This window comes from Thermophilibacter sp. ZX-H3 (assembly GCF_052599055.1).
Map to the genome: position 1 here is coordinate 37,709 of NZ_JBQXES010000018.1, position 23,863 is coordinate 61,571.

Annotated in this window: 20 protein-coding genes; 14 read left to right on the plus strand and 6 right to left on the minus strand. The window is 65.7% G+C overall.

All coding sequences use genetic code 11. The annotated features are described in order from the left end of the window. Window positions 1-19 precede the first annotated feature (19 nt). From ACULPM_RS08490 to ACULPM_RS08500, 3 genes are read left to right on the plus strand one after another with little or no spacing between them, the layout of a single operon-like run. Window positions 20-1,252, plus strand: coding sequence for a right-handed parallel beta-helix repeat-containing protein (locus tag ACULPM_RS08490; protein WP_445332131.1), 1,233 nt, complete (start codon window positions 20-22; stop codon window positions 1,250-1,252). Further along, entirely contained in the window at window positions 1,249-2,088 is an 840-nt protein-coding gene (locus tag ACULPM_RS08495; RefSeq protein WP_445332132.1) for a carbon-nitrogen hydrolase family protein, read from the plus strand. Before ACULPM_RS08490 ends, ACULPM_RS08495 begins: the two co-directional genes overlap by 4 nt. Next, window positions 2,085-3,779 carry a DUF2264 domain-containing protein gene (locus tag ACULPM_RS08500; protein WP_445332146.1) on the plus strand — a complete coding sequence of 565 codons (1,695 nt, stop codon included), beginning with the start codon at window positions 2,085-2,087 and terminating at the stop codon, window positions 3,777-3,779. The genes ACULPM_RS08495 and ACULPM_RS08500 overlap by 4 nt, the downstream gene beginning before the upstream one ends. 113 nt (window positions 3,780-3,892) lie before the next feature. Here the strand turns inward: ACULPM_RS08500 and ACULPM_RS08505 are convergent, their stop codons facing one another. Both ACULPM_RS08505 and ACULPM_RS08510 read right to left on the minus strand, forming a co-directional pair. Continuing rightward, a complete protein-coding gene (locus tag ACULPM_RS08505) occupies window positions 3,893-4,903 on the minus strand; it encodes a LacI family DNA-binding transcriptional regulator (RefSeq protein ID WP_445332133.1) in 1,011 nt (336 codons plus the stop codon). A gap of 194 nt (window positions 4,904-5,097) precedes the next feature. Continuing rightward, on the minus strand, window positions 5,098-5,739 hold the full coding sequence (locus ACULPM_RS08510) for an RpiB/LacA/LacB family sugar-phosphate isomerase (protein ID WP_167930367.1): 642 nt from the start codon (window positions 5,737-5,739) through the stop codon (window positions 5,098-5,100). A 270-nt stretch (window positions 5,740-6,009) separates the two neighbouring features. On the opposite strand from ACULPM_RS08510, the gene ACULPM_RS08515 reads away from it, so the two are divergent. The 5 genes from ACULPM_RS08515 (at window position 6,010) to ACULPM_RS08535 (ending at window position 11,435) form a co-directional block, all read left to right on the plus strand. Continuing rightward, on the plus strand, window positions 6,010-7,197 hold the full coding sequence (locus ACULPM_RS08515) for a glycoside hydrolase family 88 protein (RefSeq protein WP_445332134.1): 1,188 nt from the start codon (window positions 6,010-6,012) through the stop codon (window positions 7,195-7,197). 9 nt (window positions 7,198-7,206) lie between these two features. Beyond that, window positions 7,207-7,701, plus strand: a complete 495-nt coding sequence (locus tag ACULPM_RS08520) for a PTS sugar transporter subunit IIB (protein WP_445332135.1) — start codon at window positions 7,207-7,209, stop codon at window positions 7,699-7,701. Between the two features lie 69 nt (window positions 7,702-7,770). Then, complete coding sequence (locus ACULPM_RS08525; protein WP_167930370.1) at window positions 7,771-8,559, plus strand: PTS mannose/fructose/sorbose/N-acetylgalactosamine transporter subunit IIC; 789 nt, start codon at window positions 7,771-7,773, stop codon at window positions 8,557-8,559. Continuing rightward, the gene (locus tag ACULPM_RS08530; RefSeq protein ID WP_167930371.1) at window positions 8,546-9,370 is read left to right on the plus strand and encodes a PTS system mannose/fructose/sorbose family transporter subunit IID; all 825 of its coding nucleotides are present in this window, start codon (window positions 8,546-8,548) and stop codon (window positions 9,368-9,370) included. Before ACULPM_RS08525 ends, ACULPM_RS08530 begins: the two co-directional genes overlap by 14 nt. An 85-nt stretch (window positions 9,371-9,455) precedes the next feature. Next, window positions 9,456-11,435, plus strand: a complete 1,980-nt coding sequence (locus tag ACULPM_RS08535) for a heparinase II/III domain-containing protein (protein ID WP_445332136.1) — start codon at window positions 9,456-9,458, stop codon at window positions 11,433-11,435. A gap of 197 nt (window positions 11,436-11,632) precedes the next feature. Here ACULPM_RS08535 and ACULPM_RS08540 read toward each other — a convergent pair whose 3' ends face one another. Together ACULPM_RS08540 and ACULPM_RS08545 are read right to left on the minus strand one after the other, a co-directional pair. Further along, a complete protein-coding gene (locus ACULPM_RS08540; RefSeq protein ID WP_445332137.1) occupies window positions 11,633-12,430 on the minus strand; it encodes a hypothetical protein in 798 nt (265 codons plus the stop codon). An 85-nt stretch (window positions 12,431-12,515) separates the two neighbouring features. Then, window positions 12,516-13,349: a gluconate 5-dehydrogenase gene (locus ACULPM_RS08545; RefSeq protein WP_083662102.1), complete on the minus strand. Its 834-nt coding sequence runs from the start codon at window positions 13,347-13,349 to the stop codon at window positions 12,516-12,518. A 276-nt stretch (window positions 13,350-13,625) separates the two neighbouring features. On the opposite strand from ACULPM_RS08545, the gene ACULPM_RS08550 reads away from it, so the two are divergent. After that, window positions 13,626-14,627: a DUF362 domain-containing protein gene (locus tag ACULPM_RS08550; RefSeq protein ID WP_445332138.1), complete on the plus strand. Its 1,002-nt coding sequence runs from the start codon at window positions 13,626-13,628 to the stop codon at window positions 14,625-14,627. A 146-nt stretch (window positions 14,628-14,773) separates the two neighbouring features. Here the strand turns inward: ACULPM_RS08550 and ACULPM_RS08555 are convergent, their stop codons facing one another. Then, the gene (locus ACULPM_RS08555; protein ID WP_445332139.1) at window positions 14,774-17,365 is read right to left on the minus strand and encodes a DEAD/DEAH box helicase; all 2,592 of its coding nucleotides are present in this window, start codon (window positions 17,363-17,365) and stop codon (window positions 14,774-14,776) included. 339 nt (window positions 17,366-17,704) lie between these two features. On the opposite strand from ACULPM_RS08555, the gene ACULPM_RS08560 reads away from it, so the two are divergent. Both ACULPM_RS08560 and ACULPM_RS08565 read left to right on the plus strand, forming a co-directional pair. Next, on the plus strand, window positions 17,705-18,220 hold the full coding sequence (locus ACULPM_RS08560; protein WP_445332140.1) for a nitroreductase family protein: 516 nt from the start codon (window positions 17,705-17,707) through the stop codon (window positions 18,218-18,220). Window positions 18,221-18,397: 177 nt separating this feature from the next. Further along, entirely contained in the window at window positions 18,398-19,936 is a 1,539-nt protein-coding gene (locus tag ACULPM_RS08565; RefSeq protein WP_445332141.1) for a polysaccharide deacetylase family protein, read from the plus strand. 122 nt (window positions 19,937-20,058) lie between these two features. On the opposite strand, the gene pyrE is transcribed toward ACULPM_RS08565, so the two are convergent. Next, window positions 20,059-20,721, minus strand: a complete 663-nt coding sequence (gene pyrE, locus ACULPM_RS08570) for an orotate phosphoribosyltransferase (protein ID WP_445332142.1) — start codon at window positions 20,719-20,721, stop codon at window positions 20,059-20,061. 124 nt (window positions 20,722-20,845) lie between these two features. Here pyrE and ACULPM_RS08575 point away from each other — a divergent pair, with 124 nt between their 5' ends. The 3 genes from ACULPM_RS08575 to asnS all read left to right on the plus strand — a co-directional run bounded on the left by ACULPM_RS08575 (window position 20,846) and on the right by asnS (window position 23,755). Further along, window positions 20,846-21,652, plus strand: a complete 807-nt coding sequence (locus ACULPM_RS08575) for a hypothetical protein (protein WP_445332143.1) — start codon at window positions 20,846-20,848, stop codon at window positions 21,650-21,652. Further along, entirely contained in the window at window positions 21,639-22,190 is a 552-nt protein-coding gene (locus ACULPM_RS08580; RefSeq protein WP_445332144.1) for a helix-turn-helix domain-containing protein, read from the plus strand. Before ACULPM_RS08575 ends, ACULPM_RS08580 begins: the two co-directional genes overlap by 14 nt. A 161-nt stretch (window positions 22,191-22,351) precedes the next feature. Beyond that, on the plus strand, window positions 22,352-23,755 hold the full coding sequence (gene asnS / locus ACULPM_RS08585; protein ID WP_445332145.1) for an asparagine--tRNA ligase: 1,404 nt from the start codon (window positions 22,352-22,354) through the stop codon (window positions 23,753-23,755). Window positions 23,756-23,863 lie beyond the last annotated feature (108 nt).

A 23,863-nucleotide genomic window follows, 5' to 3' on the forward strand; every position in this document is an offset into this window, starting at 1 on the left:
ACAGACCGAAAGGATCGTCATGACTCGAACCGTCATCGTCGTCCCTGTTGAGCTCGGTCGCGAGCAGGGGCTCGTCACGGAGCGCTTCCAGGCCGTGCTCGACGCCGCGCGCGATGCCGGCGGCGCGCGCGTTGTGGTGCCCGCCGGGACCTACCGGATCGGATCGGTCCGCATGTGGGGCAACACCGAGCTCCACCTTGAGGCGGGGGCTCGCGTCGAGGGCTCCGCTGACATCGCGGACTATACCGACTGGGGGATCCCGACGACGCTCGCCTACGCCGTTGACACGGACATCGTGCGCATCCAGCGCCTCTGCCCGCACTACGTGCGCGCGCTCATCACCGTCGCGGACGCGGAGAACGTGGTCATCACCGGCGAGCCGGGCTCTGCCATCGACGGCGTGGACTGCACGGACCCCAAGGGCGAGGAGGGCTTCCGCGGCGCCATGGGCATCCGCATCTGCCGCTGCCGCAACGTGACCCTCTCCGGCTACGCCTTCGAGCGCTCGGCCAACTGGAGCCACCAGATCGACTCCTGTGACAACGTGCTCGCCGAGGGCGTGACCATCCTGGGCGGCCACGACGGCTTCAACATCCACCACTGCAACAACGTGACCATCCGCCGGTGCACGCTCAAGTGCGGCGACGACTGCGTGGCAGGCTTTGACGCGCGCAACGTCGTGGTGGAGGACTGCCTGCTCAACACTGCCTGCAACGCCTTGCGCCTGGGCTGCGCGAACCTCCTCGTCGAGCGCTGCGACTTCCGCGGCCCCGGCGAGTACCCGCACATCCTCGAGGGGACGCACCACATGCATGCCGCCATCAAGTACTACTCCATCAAGGGGGACGTGATCCGGGAGGACGCGTGCAACTGGCGCGTCCAGGACTGCACGTTCGAGAACCCGGGCCGCCTCATCAATTACGACTACGGCTCCGAGAGGGGCTACCAGACCGAGCGGCCGCTCGTCGACCTGCACCTCATGCGCTGCCGCGCGACGGGCGTGAGCATGACCTCGTTCTTCAGGGGCCGCGAGGACGTCCCGGGGACGCTCGAGCTTGCCGACTGCTCGTTCGAGTATGCGCCCGACGCCGAGAGCGCGGGCCGGCCTTTCGTCCAGCTCGGGGAGGGCGCCGCGCTCGTCGAGAAGAACGTCGAGTACTCCTGCGCCACGGGAGAGCCCCTCTCCGGGTCGCGCGAGGTCCGCGCCGAGGAGGTCACGGCCACCGAGCTCTTGAGGAGGGTTGTCTCATGAGGCTGGCGCTGATCCAAGAGCGCCAGAACGCGCTCTACGCGTTTCACTCGGAAGAGCCTCTTGGTCCGCGGGATGCCATTCTGGACCTCATGGAGAAGATGGTCCAGCAGAACCTCTCGCTGCTCGAGCAGGCGGCTGAAGCCGGGGCCGATTTGGCTCTTACCAGCGAGGCGGTTAACTATCCCGGCGTCCCCGGTTTGTTGGGAGGTCTCTCGTCCGCCGAGCTCGTTGCCTGCGGCCAGGATGACCTCTACCAGCGGTTTTCTCGGCTCGCTTGTGACGCTGGCATGAACATCGTCGTTGGGGTTCTGTGGCGGGAGGCAAACGGAGCGCTCTATAACACTGCTCTCGTGTTTGATCGACGTGGATGTGAAGCGCACCGCTATCGTAAGAACTTTCTCGCCGGCGATGAGAAAGATTACATGACAGCTGGCTGCGGCTTTCCCATCTGGGAGGGCGAGTTTGGTCGAGTTGGCATTGGCATCTGCTGGGACCTGCAATTTCCCACAGTTGCCCAGTCGTATGCGCTCCAGGGTGCGGATCTGGTGCTCTGTCCCACGTGGGGCTGGGAGTCCACGTATGCTACGGCGAGGGCCTATGAGAGCGGAATCTATGTGGCTTCGGCTATGGCTGTTCCCAGCTACAAACCCATTGTAGAGCCACGCATGCCGAGCTCGGTCATTTCTCCGACTGGCCGGGTGCTCGTTGAGGGGAGCCGCGATTCCGAAGGAGTCGTCATCCTCGACATTGACGACCCTCATGCCTTCTCGCACCTTCGTGAGATGAGGATGGGGGATCTGAGGGAATGGATGCGAAGAAGGGGTGTCCGAGCATGACAGCGGAAAGGTTGCCGAGGACGAGAGACGATTTCGCCGCAATTCTCCTGAGATGGCTTGTGCCTCTTGAGACTCGATATGACGCTGGCGGCAGTGGGCTGGACATCGGGAGTACCTCTGCGCAATATGAGGACGAGGTCATCCCCATGGAGGCGTGGGCCCGGCAGCTCTGGGGGCTGGTGCCTCTCTGGGCGGGCGGTGGATCGGCCGGCCCGCTTGATGCGCTTTATCGCCACGGGCTCGTCTGCGGTACGAATCCGGACTCTGAGGGCTATTGGGGTGGCTTCCGTAATCACGATCAGAAAATCATCGAGAGCGGTGCCATCGCGTACGCGTTAACCAAGGCCCCGCAGGTCCTGTGGGACCCCCTGTCCGAGATTGAGAGGCAACGGGTGGCGAGGTGGCTCTTACAGGTCAATGAGGTGACGTGTCCGGAGGGGAGCTGGCAGCTGTTTCCGGCTCTGATTAACGCGGTGCTCATGCGGCTTGGCATGTCGTTTGACCAGAGCGCTCTGGGTGACGGGCTCGACCGCGTAAGTGAGTACTATCTCGGCGGTGGGTGGTTCAGGGACGGATTGGCGGGCGTCGCCGATTACTACACACCCTTCTCGTTTCATTTCTACGGGATGCTGTATGCGGATGTGTTGCGCTACGCCTGCCCCGAACTCTTGGAGAGGGTGTCCTCGTGCGCTCGCGAGCTTTCCTCGGACTTCGTGCGTTTTTTTGCGGCGAATGGTCATGCGGTCCCCTATGGGCGCTCGCTGACGTATCGTTGCGCTCAGTGTGCGTTCTTCTCGCTTGCCCTTGGACTTGGAATCGACCTCAACGAGGTGAGTCCCGCACTTGCGAAACGGATCGTTGCCTCAAACATCGCCTTTTGGGATATGTCGCGGATGCGTGACGGTGCGGGTGCCCTTTCTATTGGCTACTGCTATCCCAACCTACACATGGCCGAAGGGTACAACGCGCCGGGTTCGCCCTATTGGGCCCTAAAGGCATTCTCCTGTCTCATGCTGCCCCCCGAAGACCCGTTCTGGGAGATTGACCCTAACGAGGTTGAATCCCTGCGAGAGGAGGGTGTCTGCCCGACCTTTGCCGGGAGTGCGCTGCTCGCGCGCGATGATGGGGGCGAGGTCACGCTCTACCCGAGCGGGCGGGTGCCGGGGCATCCCTTTGCGCAGTCGGACGCGAAGTACTCCAAGTTCGCCTACTCCTCGCGCTTTGGGTTCAGCGTCTCGCGCTCCCAGCGCACGCTCGAGGAGGCGGCGCCGGACAGCATGCTCGCGTTCGTCATCAACGGGCGCGTCTTCGTGCGCGACGGCGTGCTCGAGGCCCGACTCGAGGGGGATGCGGTCGTCAGCCGCTGGAGCCCGTGGCCCGGCATCGAGGTCGAGACGAGGGTCGAGCCGTGTGCCCGCGGGCATGTTCGGCGGCACGTGGTGACGAGCTCCATGGATTGCGAGGCGTACGACTGCGGTTTCGCGGTGCCCGGCGACTACCACGAGTGCACGCTCGAGGACGTGGAGCGCGCGTGCTGCGTGCGCGCGCGTGGCGAGAAGGACGGCGAGCCCGTGCTCGTGCGCCCCGAGGCCAACACGAACCTCATGTGCGGAAAGACGCTCATCCCCGCGGTGCGCTATCGCATCGGGGTGGGGGAGACCCGCCTCGTGACTGAGGTTCTTCTCGGCTAGGAAGCTAGCGCGCACCCGAGGCGGTCGCGCTCCCTCGCCATCAGGCAAGGCGTGCGAGCCGATCGCCTCGGGTGCGTGCTACGGGACTCTGACGACCGGCGCGTGCCAGCCCGCTACAGCGTGGTGGAACGCCACTGGACGTTGCAGTCGAGCTCCTGGTGGACGGTCTTCTTCTCGTCACTCTCCAGCAGCTCGAGCAGGATGCGGGCGGCCTCGCGGCCCTCCTCGAAGGCGGGCTGCTCGATGGCGGTGACGCTCGGGGAGGCGACGCTCGTCCAGTCGAAGTTGTCAAAGCCCACGAGGCCCACCTTGTCGGGCATGAGCGGGTAGAACTCGCGCATGGCCACGTAGATCTCGGGCAGGGCCCAGCAGTTGGGGGCAAAGACGAGGGTCGGGGTCTCGCCGTCGATGTTGGCGCGAAGGAACTGGCGGAGCGCCCCCGAGTCGATCTCTCCCGGGGCGATCTCGAGCTGCGTGAAGCCGGTCCCCTCCTTCTCGAGCGCGTCGACGAAGCCGGAGAAGCGCTCGATGCGCGAGCTCAGGAGCTGCGGGGCGGCGGCGACCAGCAGGAAGCGGCGGTAGCCGCGCTCCACGCACGACTTCACCGTCCGATACGTCGACTCGTAGTTGTCCGTCTTCACCCAGCTCGAGGTGTAGTCGTAGTACTTGGAGTCAAAGAAGACGAGCTTCTTGCCCGCGGCCTCGATGTCGTCCGCGACGGTCTTGAACTGCGAGGTGGGCTGCACGATGAAGCCGTCGACGCCCAGGGCGAGCAGGCGGTCGATGTAGGCGCGCTCGCCGTCTGCGCTGTAGTTGGAGGAGCAGCAGAGCAGGCGGTACCCGGCCTTGTCGACGACGGAGCCGATGCCCTTGACGATGCGGTTGGAGAACTCGTTGGTCACGTCGCCGATGACGACGCCGATGAGCTTGGAGCTCTTGGCGTTCATGCCGCGCGCGAGGGGGTTGGGCTCGTAGCCGGTCTTCTCGATCGCCTTCTTGATGCGCTTCTGCGTGTCCTCCGACATGCGCTCGGTCTTGCCGTTGAGATAGAACGAGACGGTGGTCTTCGACGTGCCCGCCATCTCGGCGATGTCCTTGATGGTGATGCGCCTCTTCTGCGCCATGATGCTCTTCGTGCCCCTCACTGCTCGTGTCACAGGATGTTTAGTAAACATAGTTTACTCAATTCACGGCAGCTGGGGCCGCAAATCAGGGGCCAACAAAACGCTTACATATCAGGTGGGCGGAGGGGAATATTGCGCAAAAAAGCGGGCGGCCCGAAGGCCGCCCGCGGCACGAGGCGAATGTGCGAGAAGGACTAGAGGCCGAGGATCTCCTTGACCTTGGCGATGATGGCCTCGTCCGTGGCGTTGGCGAAGAAGTACTCCTGGAAGTGCTCGCCGGAAAGGGCGCCCTTCACGAGCTCGGGATCGAGGGCGTCGAGAATCTCGGTCAGCGGCTTGAAGGCAGCGGCGCGCACGCCGTCGAGGATCTTCTTGTTGCGCTGCTCGGGGACGACGCGCTCGGCGGGGTAGCCGTTGCCGGAGCCGAAGCCGAAGAGCTTCTCGAAGGTGTACTCGAGGTTGAGCTCCTGGCCCCAGCCGTTCTTGAGGGCGAAGGGCATGGCCACCGCGTTGCCGTCGTTCACCTGGGCGAAGGTGTAGGCGTCGAGGGGGTCGGCCACGTGGCCGCAGAGGACGCCCGGGAAGCTGTTGCAGGCGAGCATGGCGCCCTCGCCGGTGCCGCAGCCGGTCACCACGTAGTCGGCGGCGCCGGAGTTGATGAGGACGGCGGCCAGGATGCCGTTCTGCACGTAGGTCAGGGGGTTGGAGCCCTCGTCGGCGTACATGCCGTAGTTGAAGACGGTGTGGCCCATGGGCTCGACGACCTTCTTGAGGGCGGCCTCGATCATGGGGTTCTTGGCGTTCTGGCTGTTCTCGTTGATGAGGGCGATCTTCATGGGGTCCCGTTCCTTTCCTCTGGGTGTGACGCTCCAGAAATGAAGACATGAGTCAGGACAAGACTACGCGCAAAACCAGTTTTGTCAACCTTTACTCCGGTTTACTCCGTCCGCCGCCAATTCATGTCCGTTCACATGATTGAAACATGAACCTTATTGCTAGCTAAAGGCGAATATCCTATAAAACTGAGGCGGAGTAAACCGGTTTGTAATATGACCGCTCACAATTCAGGCGGCCATACGGAAAAGCGGTAGGAAAGGATGGCAGGCATGGCTCACGTGAACACGGAGAAGATTGCCGATCGCGAGCGGTGGCTCTCGGTCGAGCCCCTGACCAAGGAGGAGATCGATCGCGGCCTGGCCTGCTGCCTCGCCCAGATCGACGCCAACATGGAGGCCTTCGGAACGAGGTTCCCCTGGTCTGCCACCAAGGGCCTCGAGTACCCGATCATCGACTGCATCGAGTGGACCGACGGCTTCTGGACCGGCCTTCTCTGGCTTGCCTTTGAGATGACGGGGGACGAGAAGTACCGCGACCGCGCCCTCGAGAACGTCCAGAGCTTCAAGCACCGCGTCGAGAACCGCATCGAGCTCGACCACCACGACCTCGGCTTCCTCTACGTGCCCTCCTGCGTTGCGGCCTATCGCCTCACCGGCAGCGAGGACGCCCGCACCGCCGCCCTTCTCGCCGCCGACAAGCTCATGGAGCGCTGGCAGCCCAAGGGCAAGTTCCTGCAGGCCTGGGGTCCCATGGACAGCCCCGAGCACTACCGCTTCATCATAGACTGCATGCTCAACCTGCCGATCCTCTACTTCGCCTCCGAGGAGACCGGTGACACGCACTACCGCGACGTCTCACGCATGCACTTCGACACGACGGTGAACAACATCATCCGCGAGGACGGCAGCGCCTTCCACACGTTCTATATGAACCCCGAGACCGGCGGGCCCGACCACGGCGCCACCCGCCAGGGCTACTCCGACGACTCCGCCTGGGCCCGCGGCCAGGCCTGGGGCATCTACGGCATCCCGCTGAACATGCGTCACCTGAACGACCGCAAGTACCTCGACACCTGGCGCGCGATGGCGAACTACTTCATCAACCGCCTTCCCGAGGACTCCATCTGCTATTGGGACCTCATCTTCGGCGACGGCTCCGGCCAGTCCCGCGACTCCAGCGCCGCCGCCGCTGCCGCCTGCGGGTTCATGGAGGTCGCTCCGATGCTCCCCGTCGACGACCCCGACGCGCCCGTCTACGCCGGCGTCACCGCGCAGATGATGCGCTCCCTCATCAACTCGTACACCTCCGAGGACCACGCGCCCCTGCGCCCCATCCTCTATCACGGCGTCTACAGCTGGCACTCCGGCAAGGGCGTCGACGAGGGCAACATCTGGGGCGACTACTACTTCATGGAAGCCCTGGTTCGCAGCGCCAAGAGCTGGAACCCGTACTGGTAGGAGGAAGAAATGGCAACACCCAACATCGTTATGACCCGCATCGACGAGCGTCTCGTCCACGGCCAGGGTCAGCTCTGGATCAAGTCCCTGGGCGTGAACACGGTCATCGTCGCCAACGACGAGGCTGCGGGCGACAAGATGGCCCAGACCCTCATGAAGACGGTCATCCCCGGCAACATCGCCATGCGCTTCTTCACGCTTCAGAAGACGATCGACATCATCCACAAGGCCGCTCCCGAGCAGCGCATTTTCCTGCTCGTGAAGAACCCGGCCGACGCGCTCACCCTCGTCGAGGGCGGCGTGCCCGTGACCGAGATCAACGTCGGCAACATCCACAACGCCGACGGCAAGGAGAAGGTCACCCGCTCCATCTTCGTCGGCGCCGAGGACAAGGCCGCGATTCTCGCCATGGCCGACAAGGGCGTCAAGTTCAACACCAAGACCACCCCGTCCGGCGCTGACGGTGCGGCCGAGGTCGACATCGTGGAGTTCTGCAGGAAGTAGCCCCTGCTGAGCATACCGCCCGCCAAGGGGAGGGCGGAACGTAGTGTCAGGTAGGAAAAAGGAGGGAACGTGGAGATCTCGTTCATCCAGGCCATTCTGATTGGCCTCTGGACAGCAGTCTGCTGGAGCGGCATGCTGTTCGGAATCTACACCAACCGCAGCCTCGTGCTGGCGTTCGGTGTGGGCGTCATCCTCGGCGACATCCCGACGGCGCTTGGCGTCGGCGCGGTGGCCGAGCTCGCATTCATGGGCTTTGGCGTCGGTGCTGGCGGCACCGTCCCGCCCAACGCCATCGGCCCCGGCATCGTGGGCACCCTGATGGCCATCACCACCGAGGGCGTCACCCCGGAGAGCGCGCTTGCCCTCTCCATCCCGTTCGCGGTTGCCATCCAGTTCCTGCAGACCGCCATCTACACGGCCTGCTCCGGTAACCAGGAGGCCGCTGCCCGCGCCCTCGCCGCCAACAAGCTTGGCAAGTACCGCTTCGTCTGCAACATCACCGTGATCCTGTTCGCCGTGGGCGGCTTCCTGCTCGGCTTCTTCGCCGCCTTCGCGATGCCGGCCCTCCAGGTCGTCATCGAGGCCATCCCCGAGTGGCTCACCGCGGGCCTCTCCGTCGCCGGCGGCATGCTGCCCGCCATCGGCTTCGCGATGATCATGAGCGTCATGCTCACCAAGGAGTTCATCCCCTTCGCGCTGCTCGGCTACATCTGCGCCGGCTACCTCGGGATCCCGACGGTCGGCATCGCCATGGTTGGCCTCGTGTTCGCCCTCAAGCACTACTTTGAAGTGAAGAAGCAGGAGGAGCTCGCTCCCGCTGCCGCCACCGAGGAGGTCAGCCACGATGACTGGATCTAACGAGAAGAAGCTCGTCAAGGGCGATTACACCAAGACGATGATTCGTGCCTGGCTGCTGCAGAACGGCTTCAACTACAGCAACTACCAGGGCAATGGCTACTCCTATGTCGTCTACCCCGCCCTCAAGAAGATTCACGGCAGCAACAAGGAGGCCCTGTGCAAGGACCTCGCCGAGAACTGCGAGTTCTACAACACGAACCCGAACCTGCTGCCGTTCGTGACGTCGCTTCACCTGGCCATGGCCGACGAGGGCGTCCCCTACAGCGAGATCCGCGGCCTCAAGATGGCCCTCATGGGCCCGCTCGCCGGCATCGGTGACTCGCTCTCCCAGTTCTGCCTCGCCCCGCTCTACTCGACGATCTTCTCGTCGCTCGCGATGCAGGGCATGGCCTTCGCGCCGGTGGGCTTCTTCCTCGCCATCAACGCGACGCTGCTCGCCATCAAGTACGTGATGATGAACCTGGGCCACAAGCTCGGCACCTCCGTCATCGACACGCTGTCCAAGTCCATGGGTCTCATCTCCGAGTGCGCCAGCATGGTCGGCGTCACGGTCATCACCGGCCTCGCCGCCACGTTCGTCAAGATGAACGTGAATATCGAGTTCGCGGCCGGCGCTGCCGAGGAGGGCGTCAAGCAGTCCACCGTGAGCATCCAGGGCATGCTCGACAACATCGCCCCGAAGCTGCTCCCGATGCTGTACCTGCTCCTCATGTACTACCTCATCAAGAAGCGCAACTGGAACACCTACCAGCTCGTCATCCTGACGATCGTCGTCGGCGTGGTGCTTTCCGTCTGCGGCGTCCTCGTCTAGTTTTCCGAGGAAACAATTGCGCCGTCCCCTCCAGCGGGGCGGCGCTTTTTCATATCCCGACGGCTCACCGATAGAAGGGATGGGCATGGATATCGTTTCCGTTAGAGCAAGACTCAAGAAGACCGCCGCGCTCATGCGCGTGGGAGAGATGGGCGAGCGCCTTGCGGGGCGCGACCTCAGCGTTCTTCTCGCCCGCGCCGACGAAGTCATGGCGGACACCTACACCTTCTCAAAGACGTGGGACATGGAGCGCTGCCGCGTGCCCTTCACGCTGCCGGCCGGCGCCTACGACTGGAACGTCGTCAACAACGACGACGAAGAGTGGTGCTTCATGCTCAACCGCATGGATTACCTCGAGGACCTCGCGCTCGTATCGCTGGTGAGGGGTGACGCGTCCTATGCCGAGAAGGCGGCCCGGCTCATTGAGTCCTGGGTGGACGCGCACCCCTCGATCGTGCCCGAGCTCTCCACGCGCACGCTCGACACCGGCATCCGCATCCGCTCGATGGTGTGCGTGCTTCCCGCGCTCGACGCGATGGGCGTGCTGACCGATGAGCTGCTGGAGAAGATTGTTCGCAGCGTGCGCGACCAGATCGCGTCCCTGCGCGAGCGCTACCTCCCCAAGTACGAGACCAGCAACTGGGGCAGCATCCAGACGCTTGCCATCCTCACGGTCCTGGCCACCCTCGAGGACGACCCCGCCTCCGACCCCGACTGGGTCTGGGCTCAGGGGCGCGCCGAATCCCAGATGGCCGCGCAGGTCTACCCCGACGGCATCGACTGGGAGCAGTCCACGATGTACCACGTCGAGGTGCTACTCTACTCGCTGCGCGCCCTCCACGTCCTGGAGGCGCAGGGCGCCCCGGTCCCGCGCGGGCTGCGTGGGGCGGCCGAGCGGCTCTCCCGCGCGCTTGCGGCGCAGATGATGCCCAACGGCTGCATCGACGCCCAGGGCGACTCCGACCGCACCGACGTCCGGGGCCTTATGGCCCTGTGCGCGGGCGTGCTCGGGGACGGCGCGCTCGCCGCGGCCTCCGGCCGCACCGAGCTCGACGCGGGCGACGTCTTTGCCTTTGGCTGCGACGTCGAGGACGCCCTCGTGGCGTGCGCGGGCGAGAAGGGCGCCGAGCTGCCGCGCGTCTTTGACGGCATGGACTCCGGCCTCTTTGTGGCACGTTCCTCCTGGGACGCGGACGCCAACCTCACCGAGTTCTCCTCCGGGCCCCTTGGCTCCGGCCACGGGCACTCTGATAACCTGCACGTGACCGCCGTCTATCGCGGCGTGCCCGTGCTCGTTGACGGCGGGCGCTACACCTACCGCGAGGACTCCCCGGAGCGTCCGTACCTCAAGGGCCCACTCGCCCACAACGTGCCGCTGCTTGACGGCCGCTCGAGCTGCGTGCCCAAGGGCAGCTGGGGGTACTCCGACTTTGGCTACCCGCTCAAGACCTACGCGCGTCACGCGGGCGGCGCCCACTACTTCGAGGGCGCCCTCGTGGGGCATGAGCCGCTGCACGTCCTGGTGCGCAAGCTCGTGGCGCTGGACTGCGGCATCTGGGTCTGCGCGGACGAGGCCATGGCCGAGGGGGAGCACGAGCTTGTCTCGCGGTTCCACTTTGATCCCGAGGTGCGCGTCGAGGCCGCGGACGACGGATGCCGCGTCACCTGCGCCGCGGGCGAGCTGGCGCTCGGCTCCACGGGCGAGTTGACGCTCGGCTCCGAGCAGATCTCGCTCGACTACAATGCCCTGTCCGACGCCGCCCTCGTCGAGGCCCGCAGCGCGCTCTCCGAGCGGGGCGGCCAGCTCTGGTGGCTCGTTCCGGCGGACGTGCGCGTGAGTCCCGCCCAGGTGCTTCGCGGCGGCTCCGAGCCCGTGGACCCGGCCCTTGCCGAGGCTGTGCGCTTTGAGCTTCCCGGCGGGGAGTTCTACACCGTGGCGCTCTTCCACGGGGAGGTCTACACCGGCGTGAAGGCGTTCGCCCTCGAGGGCGTCTCCTTCCATGCCAAGGCCGTCGTCGTCTACGGCGCCGGTGACGCGCGCGAGCTCACCGTGCTGCGCGCCTAGCTCTGACGCGCCGGGCGGGTGGCGGCTGTCGCCCGCCCGGCGCGCGATAACATGCACCCCACGCGGCGCACTTCTCGGCAACAGGCGTTTTGTTGACGAATCCGCGTGGGGTGTATGCTAACGAGAGAGACTCTGTGGCCCGCCTCCGTCAATTGGGACTGTCCCCAATTGACGGAGGCGGGCCGTCTTGCGTTGGGCTATTCCAGCGTGCCCATGACGATGAGCTGGGTGAGGGCGGGGAACTCCGCCGGGTCATCGGCCTTCACCATGTCGGAGAGGCGGATCCACTCGATGTCACGCCCGCCCGCGCCGAGGGAGAAGCGCTGGGGCACGCCGGTCTTCTCCAGATGCACGGTGAGCTCGAAGCCGTCCGAGCAGGTGAGCTTGGCCTGCTGCCACCAGGTGTCGTGCGGGAAGTCGGCGCGCAGGACGAGCATGGCCTCCTCGGCATGGACCGGCCGGCCAAAGTCCACCTGGAGCCAGGCGTCGTCGCGGCCGTTGATGCCCCAGGACTCGTAGGGCCAGCGTCCGTGGTGGATGCTCTGCCAGGTGCCGTCGATCGCGTTGCGCGCGATGAATCGGGGGTTGGTGGCGCCGGAGTTGGTGGTGGCGTGCGGGTAGACGCCCTCGGCGCCCTCGAGGTCGTGCGCGTTGAGGGCGAGGTTGCGCCAGGTCTCGCGCTCGCGGGGGTCGAGCACGCGGGCGTAGCCCCAGTGGGTGTCGCCGAGGAAGGCGTGGCTGGGGTACGAGTCGCGGGCGGACTCGAAGGGGATCGGGAACTCGAGGCGCCCCTCGGTCAGGTAGACGACGCTCGGGGGCAGGGACTCGTCGAGCATGACCTCGAGCTCGACGTTCTTCTCGTCCGAGGTGAGGACGAGGACGTCGCCGGCCTGGTACTCGGCATAGCGGGTGTCGAGCTGAACGAGGTCGGTACCGGTCGAGGTTCCGCGCACGGCGCCGTCGGCGCCGACGAGGCTGAGGGTGAGCTGGGGCATCGCGACTCCTTTCCGTGAATCGGGAAGCGCCGCAGGACGCGGTTGCGATCCTGCGGCGCTGGGAGATGACATCGGCCTGAAGCCCTTACTGGGGCTGCTTGCCGATGTAGGCGAGGATGCCGCCGTCGACGTAGATGACCTGACCGTTGACGAAGCTGGAGGCGTCGGAGGCCAGGAAGACGGCGGTGCCCATGAGGTCGATCGGGGTACCCCAGCGGGCGGCGGGAGTCTTGGCGACGATGAACTGGTCGAACGGGTGACGGGAGCCGTCGGGCTGGATCTCGCGCAGCGGCGCGGTCTGCGGCGTGGCGATGTAGCCCGGCCCGATGCCGTTGCACTGGATGTTGTGCTCGCCGAACTCGGAGCAGATGTTGCGGGTGAGCATCTTGAGGCCACCCTTGGCGGCGGCATAGCCGGCGACGGTCTCGCGGCCGAGCTCGCTCATCATGGAGCAGATGTTGATGATCTTGCCGTGGCCCTTCTCGATCATGCCGGGCAGGACGGCCTTTGAGACGATGAAGGGGGCGTTGAGGTCAACGTCCACGACCTGGCGGAAGTCCTCGGCGCTCATCTCGAGCATGGGGATGCGCTTGATGATGCCGGCGTTGTTGACGAGGATGTCCGGCGTGGTGCCGAAGTCGGCCTTGATGTCGGCGACGAGCTTCTCGACCTGCTCGACGTTGGTGACGTCGGCCACGTAGCCCTTGGCCTCGATGCCCTCGGCGGCGTAGGCCTTCTCGCCCATCTCGGCCTTCTCGGCGTTGATGTCGTTGAAGGCGATCTTGGCGCCGGCCTTGGCGAGCGCGGTGGCGATGGCGAAGCCGATGCCGTAGGAGGCGCCGGTGACCAGGGCGACCTTGCCATCAAGACGGAAGCTGTCCATGCTGAACGTGCTGGGATCTGCGTACTGCTCTGCCATGTGTCCTCCTCGTTGGGTGGCCTTCTGTTGAGTCTCAGTTAAGGACAGTAAACCGGTTTTGTCAACAGGAACGGAAAAGTAGCTCCCGCGAGCGGTTGAGTTCAAATAATCTCTACAGTTCGCCTGCATTTTTCAAGATAATCGGGCGCAGTGAATAAGTAAACCGATTTGTCTCCGGCTGGCAAAATCCCGCCGCGCTCCAACGTGATTGACAAGTGACGTGGCGTCTCCAAAGTTTATAATGAGAGACAGGGAGTGCTCAAAGAAGGAGGCATCATGTCCGAGAAGAACCCACGGCCCGGCACCGGCGGCGAGCGTCGCGTTTCCTATGGGGAGCGTGCTGGGAACGAGTCAATCGTCTACTTCACGCGCGACCTCTCTGCTGCCGGGCTGCGGCGCGCCTACGAGCAGGTGAACGCGCATATCGACGGCAGGGTGGCGGTGAAGCTGCACACCGGGGAGCAGCACGGCCCCAATATCATCCCGCGCCCGTGGGTCGCCGAACTCCTTGAGAGCGACCTGCCGGAGGCCACGATCGTGGAGACCAACAGCTACTATGCCGGCGATCGCGACTCCACCGAGAAGCATCGCAGGACGCTCGAGGTCAACGGCTGGACGTTCGCGCCGGTCGACATCATGGACGAGGAGGGCGCCACGCCCTTCCCCGTTGCAGGCGGGAAGTGGTTCGACGAGGTGCACATGGGCTCGCACCTTGCGAGCTACGACTCCCTGCTCGTGCTCACGCACTTCAAGGGGCACACCAAGGGCGGCTTCGGCGGCTCGGCCAAGAACATCGGCATCGGCTGCGCCGACGGCAAGATCGGCAAGCGTGAGATTCACACCACGCCCGGCTCGGACGACATGTGGGACATCTCGAACGAGGAGTTCATGGAGCGCATGATGGAGTCCGCCAAGGCCGTCTGCGACCACTTCGGCGACAAGATCGCCTTCGTGAACGTGATGCGCAACATGTCGGTCTCCTGCGACTGCGAGGGCACGGCGGCCGAGCCCGTCGTGACACCCAACGTGGGCATACTTGCCTCCACGGACATCCTGGCGATTGACCAGGCGTGCGTCGACCTCGTCTATGCGATGGGGGAGGAGGACCGCCACGCCCTGGTGGAGCGCATGGAGACCCGCCACGGCCTGCGTCAGCTTTCCTATATGAAGGAGCTTGGGATGGGCAACTGGCGCTACGTCCTCGTGGACCTCGACAATGGCGGCGCGCGCATCCTGCCCGAGGACGCCGTGGCGCACGTGGTGCCGTTCGAGGGGTAGGAAGCCGACGTTCTTCTCGCCTGCCATAACGGCATTTTTCACAACGCAAAAATACGGCCATCTACCTGCTATTTCTTGTAAAACTGCAGGTAGATGGCCGTAGCGAAAAAACGCGTTATGGCACGCCGTGAGCCAGCCGTGCCAGCCTACTCGTCGTCCACGAACCCCACGCGGTAGGCGGAGAAGACCACGGCGCCCTCGTCCTGCGTGGCGTCGAGGTCCACGTCGCCCCAGATGCCGAAGTCGCGCTCGTCGTCGGAGTCGTGGAATATCTGATGCACGTGCCAGACGTGCGCGGACTTCTCGTCCTTCTCGTCTATCGAGAGGTACGCGGCGCTGCGGGCGTCGGCGTCCAGCAGGATCTCCTCGTGCTCCTCGAAGAAGCGGTCCAGGGCACGCTGCCACACGGGCGCACGCCAGCCCCATTCGGCGTCGAGCTTGCCGAGCTCGTCGGTCGCCTCGTGAGCCGCCAGCCGCACGCGGGCGAAGAGCGCGTTGCGCACGAGCAGCGTGAGGCCGCGACGGTCGTGCACGACCTCGTCCGCCGCGGGCGGTGCGGCGTCGAGCCCCTCCGACGACCCCTCGCCGGCGGCCGCCCACTCGTCCACGAGGGAGGAGTCCACCGTGCGCACCACGAGACCCAGCCACGCGATGATGTCGCGCAGGCGCTCGTCGCGCTTCTCGAGCGGTACCGTGCGGTCGAGCGCGCGGAACGCCTCGGAGAGGTAGCGCAGCAGCAGGCCCTCGGAGCGCGCCACGTTGTAGCGACCCACGTACTCCTTGAAGTCGCTTGCGGTCTCCACCATGTCGCGCAGGACGGACTTTGGCGAGAGCGCGAAGTCGCGCGCCCACGGGACCTGCTCGCAGTACTGCTCGAAGGCCGGCTCGAGTAGGTCCTCGAGCGGCTTGGGGTAGGTGACCTCCTGCAGGCGCTCCATGCGTTCGTCGTACTCGATGCCCTCGGCCTTCATCTCGCTCATCGCGCGGTCGCGCGCGACGCGCTGCTGCGCGCGCAGGATCTGCCAGGGGTCCTCGAGCGTGGCCTCGGCCATGGAGATGACGTCGAGCGCGTAGGTCTCCGACTCCGGGTCCAGAAGCTCGAGCGCGGCCAGCAGAAACGGCGACAGGGGCTGGTCCAGCGCAAAGTCGTCTGGGAGGTCGACGGTCGTGGACCAGGACGCGCCCCCGTCCGGCAGCTCCTCGCGCGTGACCACGCCGGCGTCCTGCAGCGTGGCGAAGATCTCGTCCGCGCGCGTTGCGAGCGCGGCCTTCTCCTCGGCCGGCTGCGCGGACTCCTCCACAAGGCGGTGGACGCGCGCCCAGGCGTCACCGCCCTGCTCGACCTCGGCGAGCACCATCGAGTGCGTGACTTTCATGCGCGGGCGCAGCGGCTCCGGCACGGCGGCGATCAGGCGCTCGAAGGTCTGCTTGTTCCAGCCGACAAACCCCTCGGGCGGCTTCTTGGTCTTGATCTTGCGCGCCTTCTTGGGGTCGCCTCCCGCCTTGCGCAGGGCCCGTGCGTTCTCTATGTCGTACTCGGTGGCCTCGGCGATGACGTGGCCCTCGGTGTCAAAGCCGGCGCGACCGGCGCGGCCCACGATCTGGTGGAACTCGCGCGCGTTGAGGTGGCGCATGCGCCGTCCGTCAAACTTGGAGAGCGCGGTGAGCACCACGGTGTGAATCGGCACGTTGATACCCACGCCGAGCGTGTCCGTGCCGCAGATGACCGGCAGAAGGCCCTGCTGCGCGAGCCTCTCCACGAGCAGGCGATAGCGCGGCAGCATGCCGGCGTGGTGCACGCCCACGCCACAGCCCAGCAGGCGCTGCAGCGTCTTGCCAAAGGTCGTGGTGAAGCGCGTGCCCTTGATGGCCTCCTTCACGGCCTCGCGCTGCTCCTTGGTGGAGACGCCGTAGCTGGCAAGGCTCTGCGCGCTCGCCAGCGCCGCGTCCTGTGAGAAGTGCACGATGTAGAGCGGTGCCTCGCCCGCACGCAGCGCCAGCTCGACGGTCCCCTCCAGCGCCGTGTCCACGAACTCGTAGGAGAGCGGCACGGGGCGCGGCGCGTCGGCGATGGTGTCCACGGTGCGCCCGCCGGTGTGCTCGGAAAGCGCCTCCGCGATCGAGGAGGTGTCGCCCAGCGTGGCGCTCATGAGCAGGAACTGCGCGTGGGGGAGCGTGAGCAGCGGCACTTGCCAGGCCCAGCCGCGGTCGGGGTCCGCGTAGAAGTGGAACTCGTCCATGGCCACGCAGCCCACGTCGCACTTCTCGCCCTCGCGAAGCGCCTGGTTGGCGAGGATCTCCGCCGTGCAGCAGATGATGGGCGCGCCCGCGTTGATGGACGCGTCGCCGGTGATCATGCCCACGTTCTCGCGGCCGAAGAGCGAGACGAGGTCGAAGAACTTCTCGCTCACCAGCGCCTTGATGGGGGCGGTGTAGTAGGCGCGCCTATCCGTGCACACGCTCATGAAGCACATGCCCAGCGCCACCATTGACTTGCCGGAGCCCGTGGGCGTGCCCAGGATCAGGTGGTCGCCGGCCGCAAGGGAGAGCAGCGCCTCCTCCTGGTGCGGCCAGAGCTCGATCCCGCGAGAGTCCACCCAGCCCAGGAAGAGGTCGAGCGCCTCCTCGGCGGGGATGTTGGGGTAGGTCTCCTCGTCCGGCCAGGGGATGAGACGCCCCAGAGAGCCTGCGGCGTTGGGACCCTCGTCGACGGACTCGGTTGTGGGGAATGCGGGCATGCGGCCTCCTTGATAGACGGACCACCATTCTAGCGTGCGGGTGGGGAGCGTGCGGCCCGACCAGCCGCGTGAGCGTCTCGGCCTGCCAATCGTGTCGCATAACCGGCCAGTTGCGACGAAGCTGCCGCGTCGGGCGAGGCCCGTCATACCATGAAGCCAACGGGGGTGCCCCTGCCCACGGACGCAGACGCGATGCGCCGCTCCTCCCCTTCCTTCCCGGCCCCGTCAGGCGGGGGCACCCCTCTCTCCCCGCAAGGGGCCGCCGCCGGCCGGTGCCCCCCCGCGGCGGGAGGCCTCGCGCGGCGTATACTTTCCGAAACCACGTGAGGAGGGACTCCCATGACCGACTTCCAGCAGCTCGCGCACGACCGCTACTCCTGCAGGTCCTTCTCGGACCGCCCGGTGGAGGGCGAGAAGATCGACGCGCTTCTCGACGCCGCCCTCGCCGCCCCCACCGCCGTTGACAAGCAGCCCTGGCATATGTGGGTCGTCGAGAGCCCGGAGGCGGTCGCGCGCCTTGCGGCGCACACGCGGTTCGACTTCGGGGCGCGGGTCATCCTCGTGCTCGGCGCGCTGCCGGAGGAGGCCTGGGTCCGCAAGTACGACGGTCGCAACTTCGCCGACGTCGACGCCTCCATCGTGGGGACGCACGTCATGCTGGCAGCCCATGACCTCGGTCTTGGCACCACCTGGGTGGGGCACTTCGACGCCCCGGCCGTGAAGGAGGCGTTCCCGGAGATGGAGCCCTACGACCTCGTGGCGCTCTTCCCGCTGGGCTATCCCGCCGAGGACGCGGAGCCCGCGCCGATGCACTTCAAGCGGCGTCCCGCAGACGAGCTCGTGACCCGAGTCTAGGGTCCCGGCGCCGTGCCCGTGATGCCCTTCTCGCGAGTTGTGCACCTCTGGTTGCATGACGGTTCCGTCACGGTTGCCCGCGACGTGAACTGATACCCTTGAACATGCGCGGAGCCGCACCGGGAGCGGTAAACACAATACGGAGTCGAGACCTTCCCCGCGCAGACGGATGGCATCATGACCAGTAGAAACAACCCTCAGCGCCCGCACCGCCGCACGCGCGGCTCGCAGGCGTCCAGTCCCTACATGCGCCCGATCGACCTTCCCAGCGCGACGTCCTCGCGCGCGGGCGAGACCTCGCGCGGCGCGCGTCCGCAGTCCCGCCCGACCTATCAGTCGGGCTACGATTCCTATGACGACCCCTACGCGGGCTCCTACGCTGACCAGTACGATGACCCCTACGGAGCGAGCTACGACGATCCCTATGGGGACGCCGGCTCCTATGGGCGCACCGAGCCCGACTGGCAGGCCCCCATGCCGCGCCAGCGCGCGCCGCGCAGCCGCTACAAGAAGCGGCGCGAGGGGAGGGGCGCCACCATCGTGGGCCTTCTCGTCGTCGCGGCGATCGTGGGCGGCGGCATCTGGATGTGGCTCAACCGCACGGTCAACGTGAGCGTCAACGGGGAGCGCACCGACGTCCGCGTGGACTCCACGCTCGAGCAGATCGTGGAGAGCGAGGGGCTCTCGCTCAAGCCGGGCAACCTCGTCTCCGTGAGCGGCAACGTCCTCACGGAGGGCGGCGGCGACGCGTTCTCTGCCACCGTCAACGGCGAGCAGCTCGACGCGGCCGGCCGCGACGCCTTCCGCGCCAAGGGCAACGAGGAGATCACCTTCGGGGACGGCGCCGACGCCACCGAGGCCTCGCACGAGGAGGAGCGCGAGATCCAGCCCCTGCTCGAGCCGGCGGACTCCGTGGGATCGGTGACCTTCGTCGCCCAGTACGGCAAGGCGGGGAAGCAGAAGGTCATCGTCGGCGACCAGTCGGGCGAGTCGGTGCCCGGCGACGTCATCGAGCCCGCGCAGAACGTGAAGCTCATGAGCATCAACCCGCAGGCTGACGGCGGCCGCAAGCTCATCGCCCTGACCTTCGACGACGGCCCGAGCAGCTATACCCAGCAGTACCTTGACATCCTCTCCAAGTACGGCATCCACGCCACGTTCTTCTGCCTCGGCTCGGCCGCGGCCAACAACCCCGACCTCGTGAAGGCGATCAAGGACCAGGGCTCGCAGGTGGCGTCCCACACGATGAACCACGAGCAGCTCACCGCCGTCGACCAGGCGACGCTGCAGTCGGAGATCACGGAGGCGTTCTCTGCCATCTCCGGCGCGGGCGGCGGGGACACCTCGGTCATCCGCCCGCCCTACGGCTCGTTTGACACGTCGACGTGGCTGGCCTCGGGCGGCACGCTCTCGGCCTCGGTGATCTGGAACCTGGACAGCCTGGACTGGAAGCTGCCGGGCGCCGACACGATCGTCAACAACTGCACGAGCGGTGCCTTTGCCGGTAGCATCATCCTCATGCACGACGGCGGCGGCAACCGCGACCAGGACCTCGAGGCGCTGCCCCGCATCATCGAGCAGCTCCAGGGCGAGGGCTACGAGTTCGTGACCGTGGCGGAGCTCATGGCGTCTGACAGCCGCATCCCGGCCGAGGTGGCCGCCGGCAACGCCCACATTCCCGAGGGCTACACCTGGGCGACGGAGCTCGCCGAGTAGGAATTTGGGGACGGGTTTTCCCTCTCAGAGAGTTTGGGACAGGCCCGGGGCGCAGTAGTAACTGCGCCCCGGGCCTGTCCCAAACTCTCTGAGAGGGAAAACCCGTCCCCAAATGCCGAATGCTACTTCACGCCGTACTGCTCGTAGTAGGTGTCGATGGCGGCCTTGAGCTCGGGCGTGATGACGGTGCCGTCGAGGGCCTCCACCACGTCGGCCATGGATACGATGCTCGCCACCGGGAAGCCGTACTTCTCCTGGATCTCCTGCTGGGCGGTCACGACGCCGCCCTTGCCGACCTCCATGCGGTTGAGGCTCACGATGAGGCCCTTTATCTCAACGTTGGCGGCACCGGTGACCTTTGGGTAGGTCTCGTCGATGGACTTGCCCGAGGTAGTCACGTCCTCGATCATGACCACGCGGTCGCCGTCGGCGAGCTTGGTGCCGAGCAGGCCGCCCTTGTCGGCGCCGTGGTCCTTCTCCTCCTTGCGATCGGAGCAGTAGCGGACCTCCTTGCCAAAGAGCTCGTGGAGGGCGATCGCGGTGGTCACGGCCAGCGGGATGCCCTTGTACGCCGGCCCGAAGAGCACGTCGAAGTCCAGGCCGAAGTTGTCGTTGATCGCGTGGGCGTAGTACTCGCCCAGGCGCTTGAGCTGGGAGCCCGTCACGTAGGCGCCCGCGTTCATGAAGAACGGGGACTTGCGGCCGCTCTTGAGAGTGAAGTCGCCGAACTTCAGGACGTTGGACTCCACCATGAAGTCGATGAACTCGCGCTTGTAGGCTTCCATGTGTGCTCCTTCCAGGGGCGTTCCGTGTGCGTAGCTCGATTTTAGCCTGTTGTTGATGGGCTGACATATTGCATGAATACATACTATATTATATATGCATGTACTATCATGGAGAGGAGGGGATATGAGGCGATATGACATCGTTTCAAGCTTGCAGGATTACCGAGAAATTAGCTGGAGCGAGCGCGCCAACACCTCCGGAACGGCGGGAACCTTCCTCAAGGCGCGCGTGGGGAGTGGCACGCGCGCCCGATATCTCAAGCTGTCACGCTACAACGGGGTACGGATAGACGGAACCGAGTGCATAAACGAGCTCGTCGCGAGCCGGCTCATGGAGGCGTTGGGCATCGAGCACGTCCCCTATCGCCTCGTGCACGCGCGCGTGGTTATCGACGGCAGGGAGCATGAGACCTGGCTCTGCTCGTCGAGGAACTTCAGGAGGCCGGGGGAGCAGAAGATGGGGTTGGGAGCGTATTACGAGCTCCATCACGAGGGGGAGGATGACCCGCTCTCATTCTGCCGGCGAATGGGGTGGGGCGAGCGCATCTCCCAGATGATGCTCGTTGACTACCTGCTCGCAAACCGCGATCGCCATGCCTCCAATATCGAGGTGCTCGTTGACCGCACCGGTGCGTCGCGCCTTGCGCCGCTCTTCGATACCGGACTCTCGCTGGTTGCTCCCTATGGGGATGACGAGGAGCGAATCAGCGCCTTCGAGCCGCTCTCTCCCGTGGCGACGACCAACTATCTGGGGTCGCGTTCCCTTGAGGAGAACGTTGCGTCAGTCGCTCCGGTTATGGTGGCGCGGCCGCTCGTGCCTCAGGACAGGGATACGCTGCTCGGGGGGCTCGAAGATGCCGCCTCGTCCGTCCTTCTCGAAAAGGTGTGGGAGATCGTCTGGGAAAGGTGGCGGTGGTATGCGTCGCTTTGAGGTTATCGACGGGGAGCGTCCGGGCAGGCGGTCCTGTGGCGTGCTCAGCTACGACCAGGCGAGAAGGACCTTCTCGTTTGAGGCGGCTCCGGGGGCGACCACACGCGACGTCCCCGCGATGTTCGCCCCATTTCTCGAGCGAGGTGAGCGCAGGGTTCCCGAACGCTGGGTGGCGGAGTGGGTGAGCGAGCGCATCGCCCCACCATCTCGTCAGAACATAGGAGAGGTGCTGCGCGCCAACGACCTCGAATCATACGACCCTGCCGTTCTTCTCGCTGCGGGGCGGGGCAGGAGCACTCAGGATGGCTTCTACTTGAGGGAGATCGGGGATCCCTATCTGGGGGGCGTCATTCTTGGAGAGGGCCTGAGGGCGGCGCGAACCCGGGCGGGGCTGTCGCAGGAGGAGCTCGCCAGAAAGAGCGGCATCTCACAAGAGGCCATCAGCGTACTTGAGCGCGGGGGCGGCAATCCAACAATGCGAACGCTGGAGCGGTTAGCACGCGCGCTGGGGTGTGGTCTGCACATCGAGTTCTCGTGAGTCAGATGGCGGACTGGTAACCTCGGGTGACCAGTTTCCGGCCAATTGGTCATCTGAGGTTCCCAGTTTGCCCATGGGGGGCGCGTTCTTCTCGCCCGTCACGCAATGCGGTAGAGTTGAACGTTGGAAAACAGGGCGAGAAGAACGTCAAAGGAGTACCCGTGGAACGCACCCACATCTCTCAGCTCTTCGCCGACATGGACGAGCTCGGCGGCACCACCGTCACCGTTGCCGGCTGGGTCCGCTCGGTCCGCGACATGAAGAACTTCGGCTTCGTGATGCTGAACGACGGCTCGTGCTTCAAGGACCTGCAGGTCGTCATGAACCGCGAGAAGCTCGCCAACTACGACGAGATCGCGGCCACGGGCGTGGGCTCCGCGCTCATGGTCACGGGCACGCTCGTGCTCACGCCGGACCGCCCGCAGCCCTTCGAGCTCCAGGCGGCCGAGATTCGCGTCGAGGGCGCCTCCGCCCCGGACTACCCCATGCAGAAGAAGCGCCAGACCCGCGAGTTCCTGCGCACCCAGCAGCACCTGCGCAGCCGCACCAACCTCTTCCGCGCCGTCTTCCGCGTGCGCTCCGTGGCCGCCTACGCCATCCACCGCTTCTTCCAGGAGCGCGGCTTCGTCTACGTGAACACGCCGATCATCACCACCTCCGACGCCGAGGGCGCGGGCGAGATGTTCCGCGTGACCACGCTCGACGTGGAGAACCCGCCCCGTACCGAGTCTGGCGCCATCGACTGGTCGCAGGACTTCTTCGGCCACGCCGCCAACCTCACGGTCTCGGGTCAGCTCCAGGCTGAGAACTTCGCGCTCTCCTTCGGTGACGTCTACACCTTCGGCCCCACCTTCCGCGCCGAGAACTCCAACACGCGCCGCCACGCCGCCGAGTTCTGGATGGTGGAGCCCGAGATGGCCTTCTGCGACCTCGCCGGTGACATGGCGTGCGTCGAGGAGATGCTCAAGTACGTGATCAACTACGTGATGGACGCCTGCCCGGACGAGATGGAGTTCTTCAACAAGTTCGTGGACAAGGGCCTCGTCGAGCGCCTCACCCACGTGGCGACCTCCGACTTCGCGCACGTCACCTACACCGAGGCCATCCAGATCCTGCAGGAGGCCGCCGCCTCCGGCCACGTCTTCGAGTATCCCGTGGAGTGGGGCTGCGACCTGCAGACCGAGCACGAGCGCTTCCTCACCGAGGAGCACTTCAAGCGCCCGACCTTCGTGACGGACTATCCGGCCGCGATCAAGGCCTTCTACATGCGCCTCAACGACGACGGCAAGACCGTGGCCGCGGTGGACTGCCTCGTGCCGGGCATCGGTGAGATCGTGGGCGGCTCGCAGCGCGAGGAGCGCCTCGACGTGCTCGAGCGCCGCATCGCGGAGCTGGGCATGGAGCCGGAGCAGTACAAGTACTACCTCGACCTGCGCCGTTACGGTGGCTGCGAGCACGCCGGCTTTGGCCTGGGCTTCGAGCGCATGGTGATGTACCTCACCGGCGTGGACAACATCCGCGACGTCATCCCGCACCCGCGCACCGTGGGCAACGCCGACTTCTAGCGACGGTTTTCGCCGCCGGCGTGCCACTGGCGTCAGGCTTATTTGGCGCGTGCCACTGGCGTCAGGTTTATCTGGCACGCCCTACGTGGCGTGCCAGATAAACCTGAC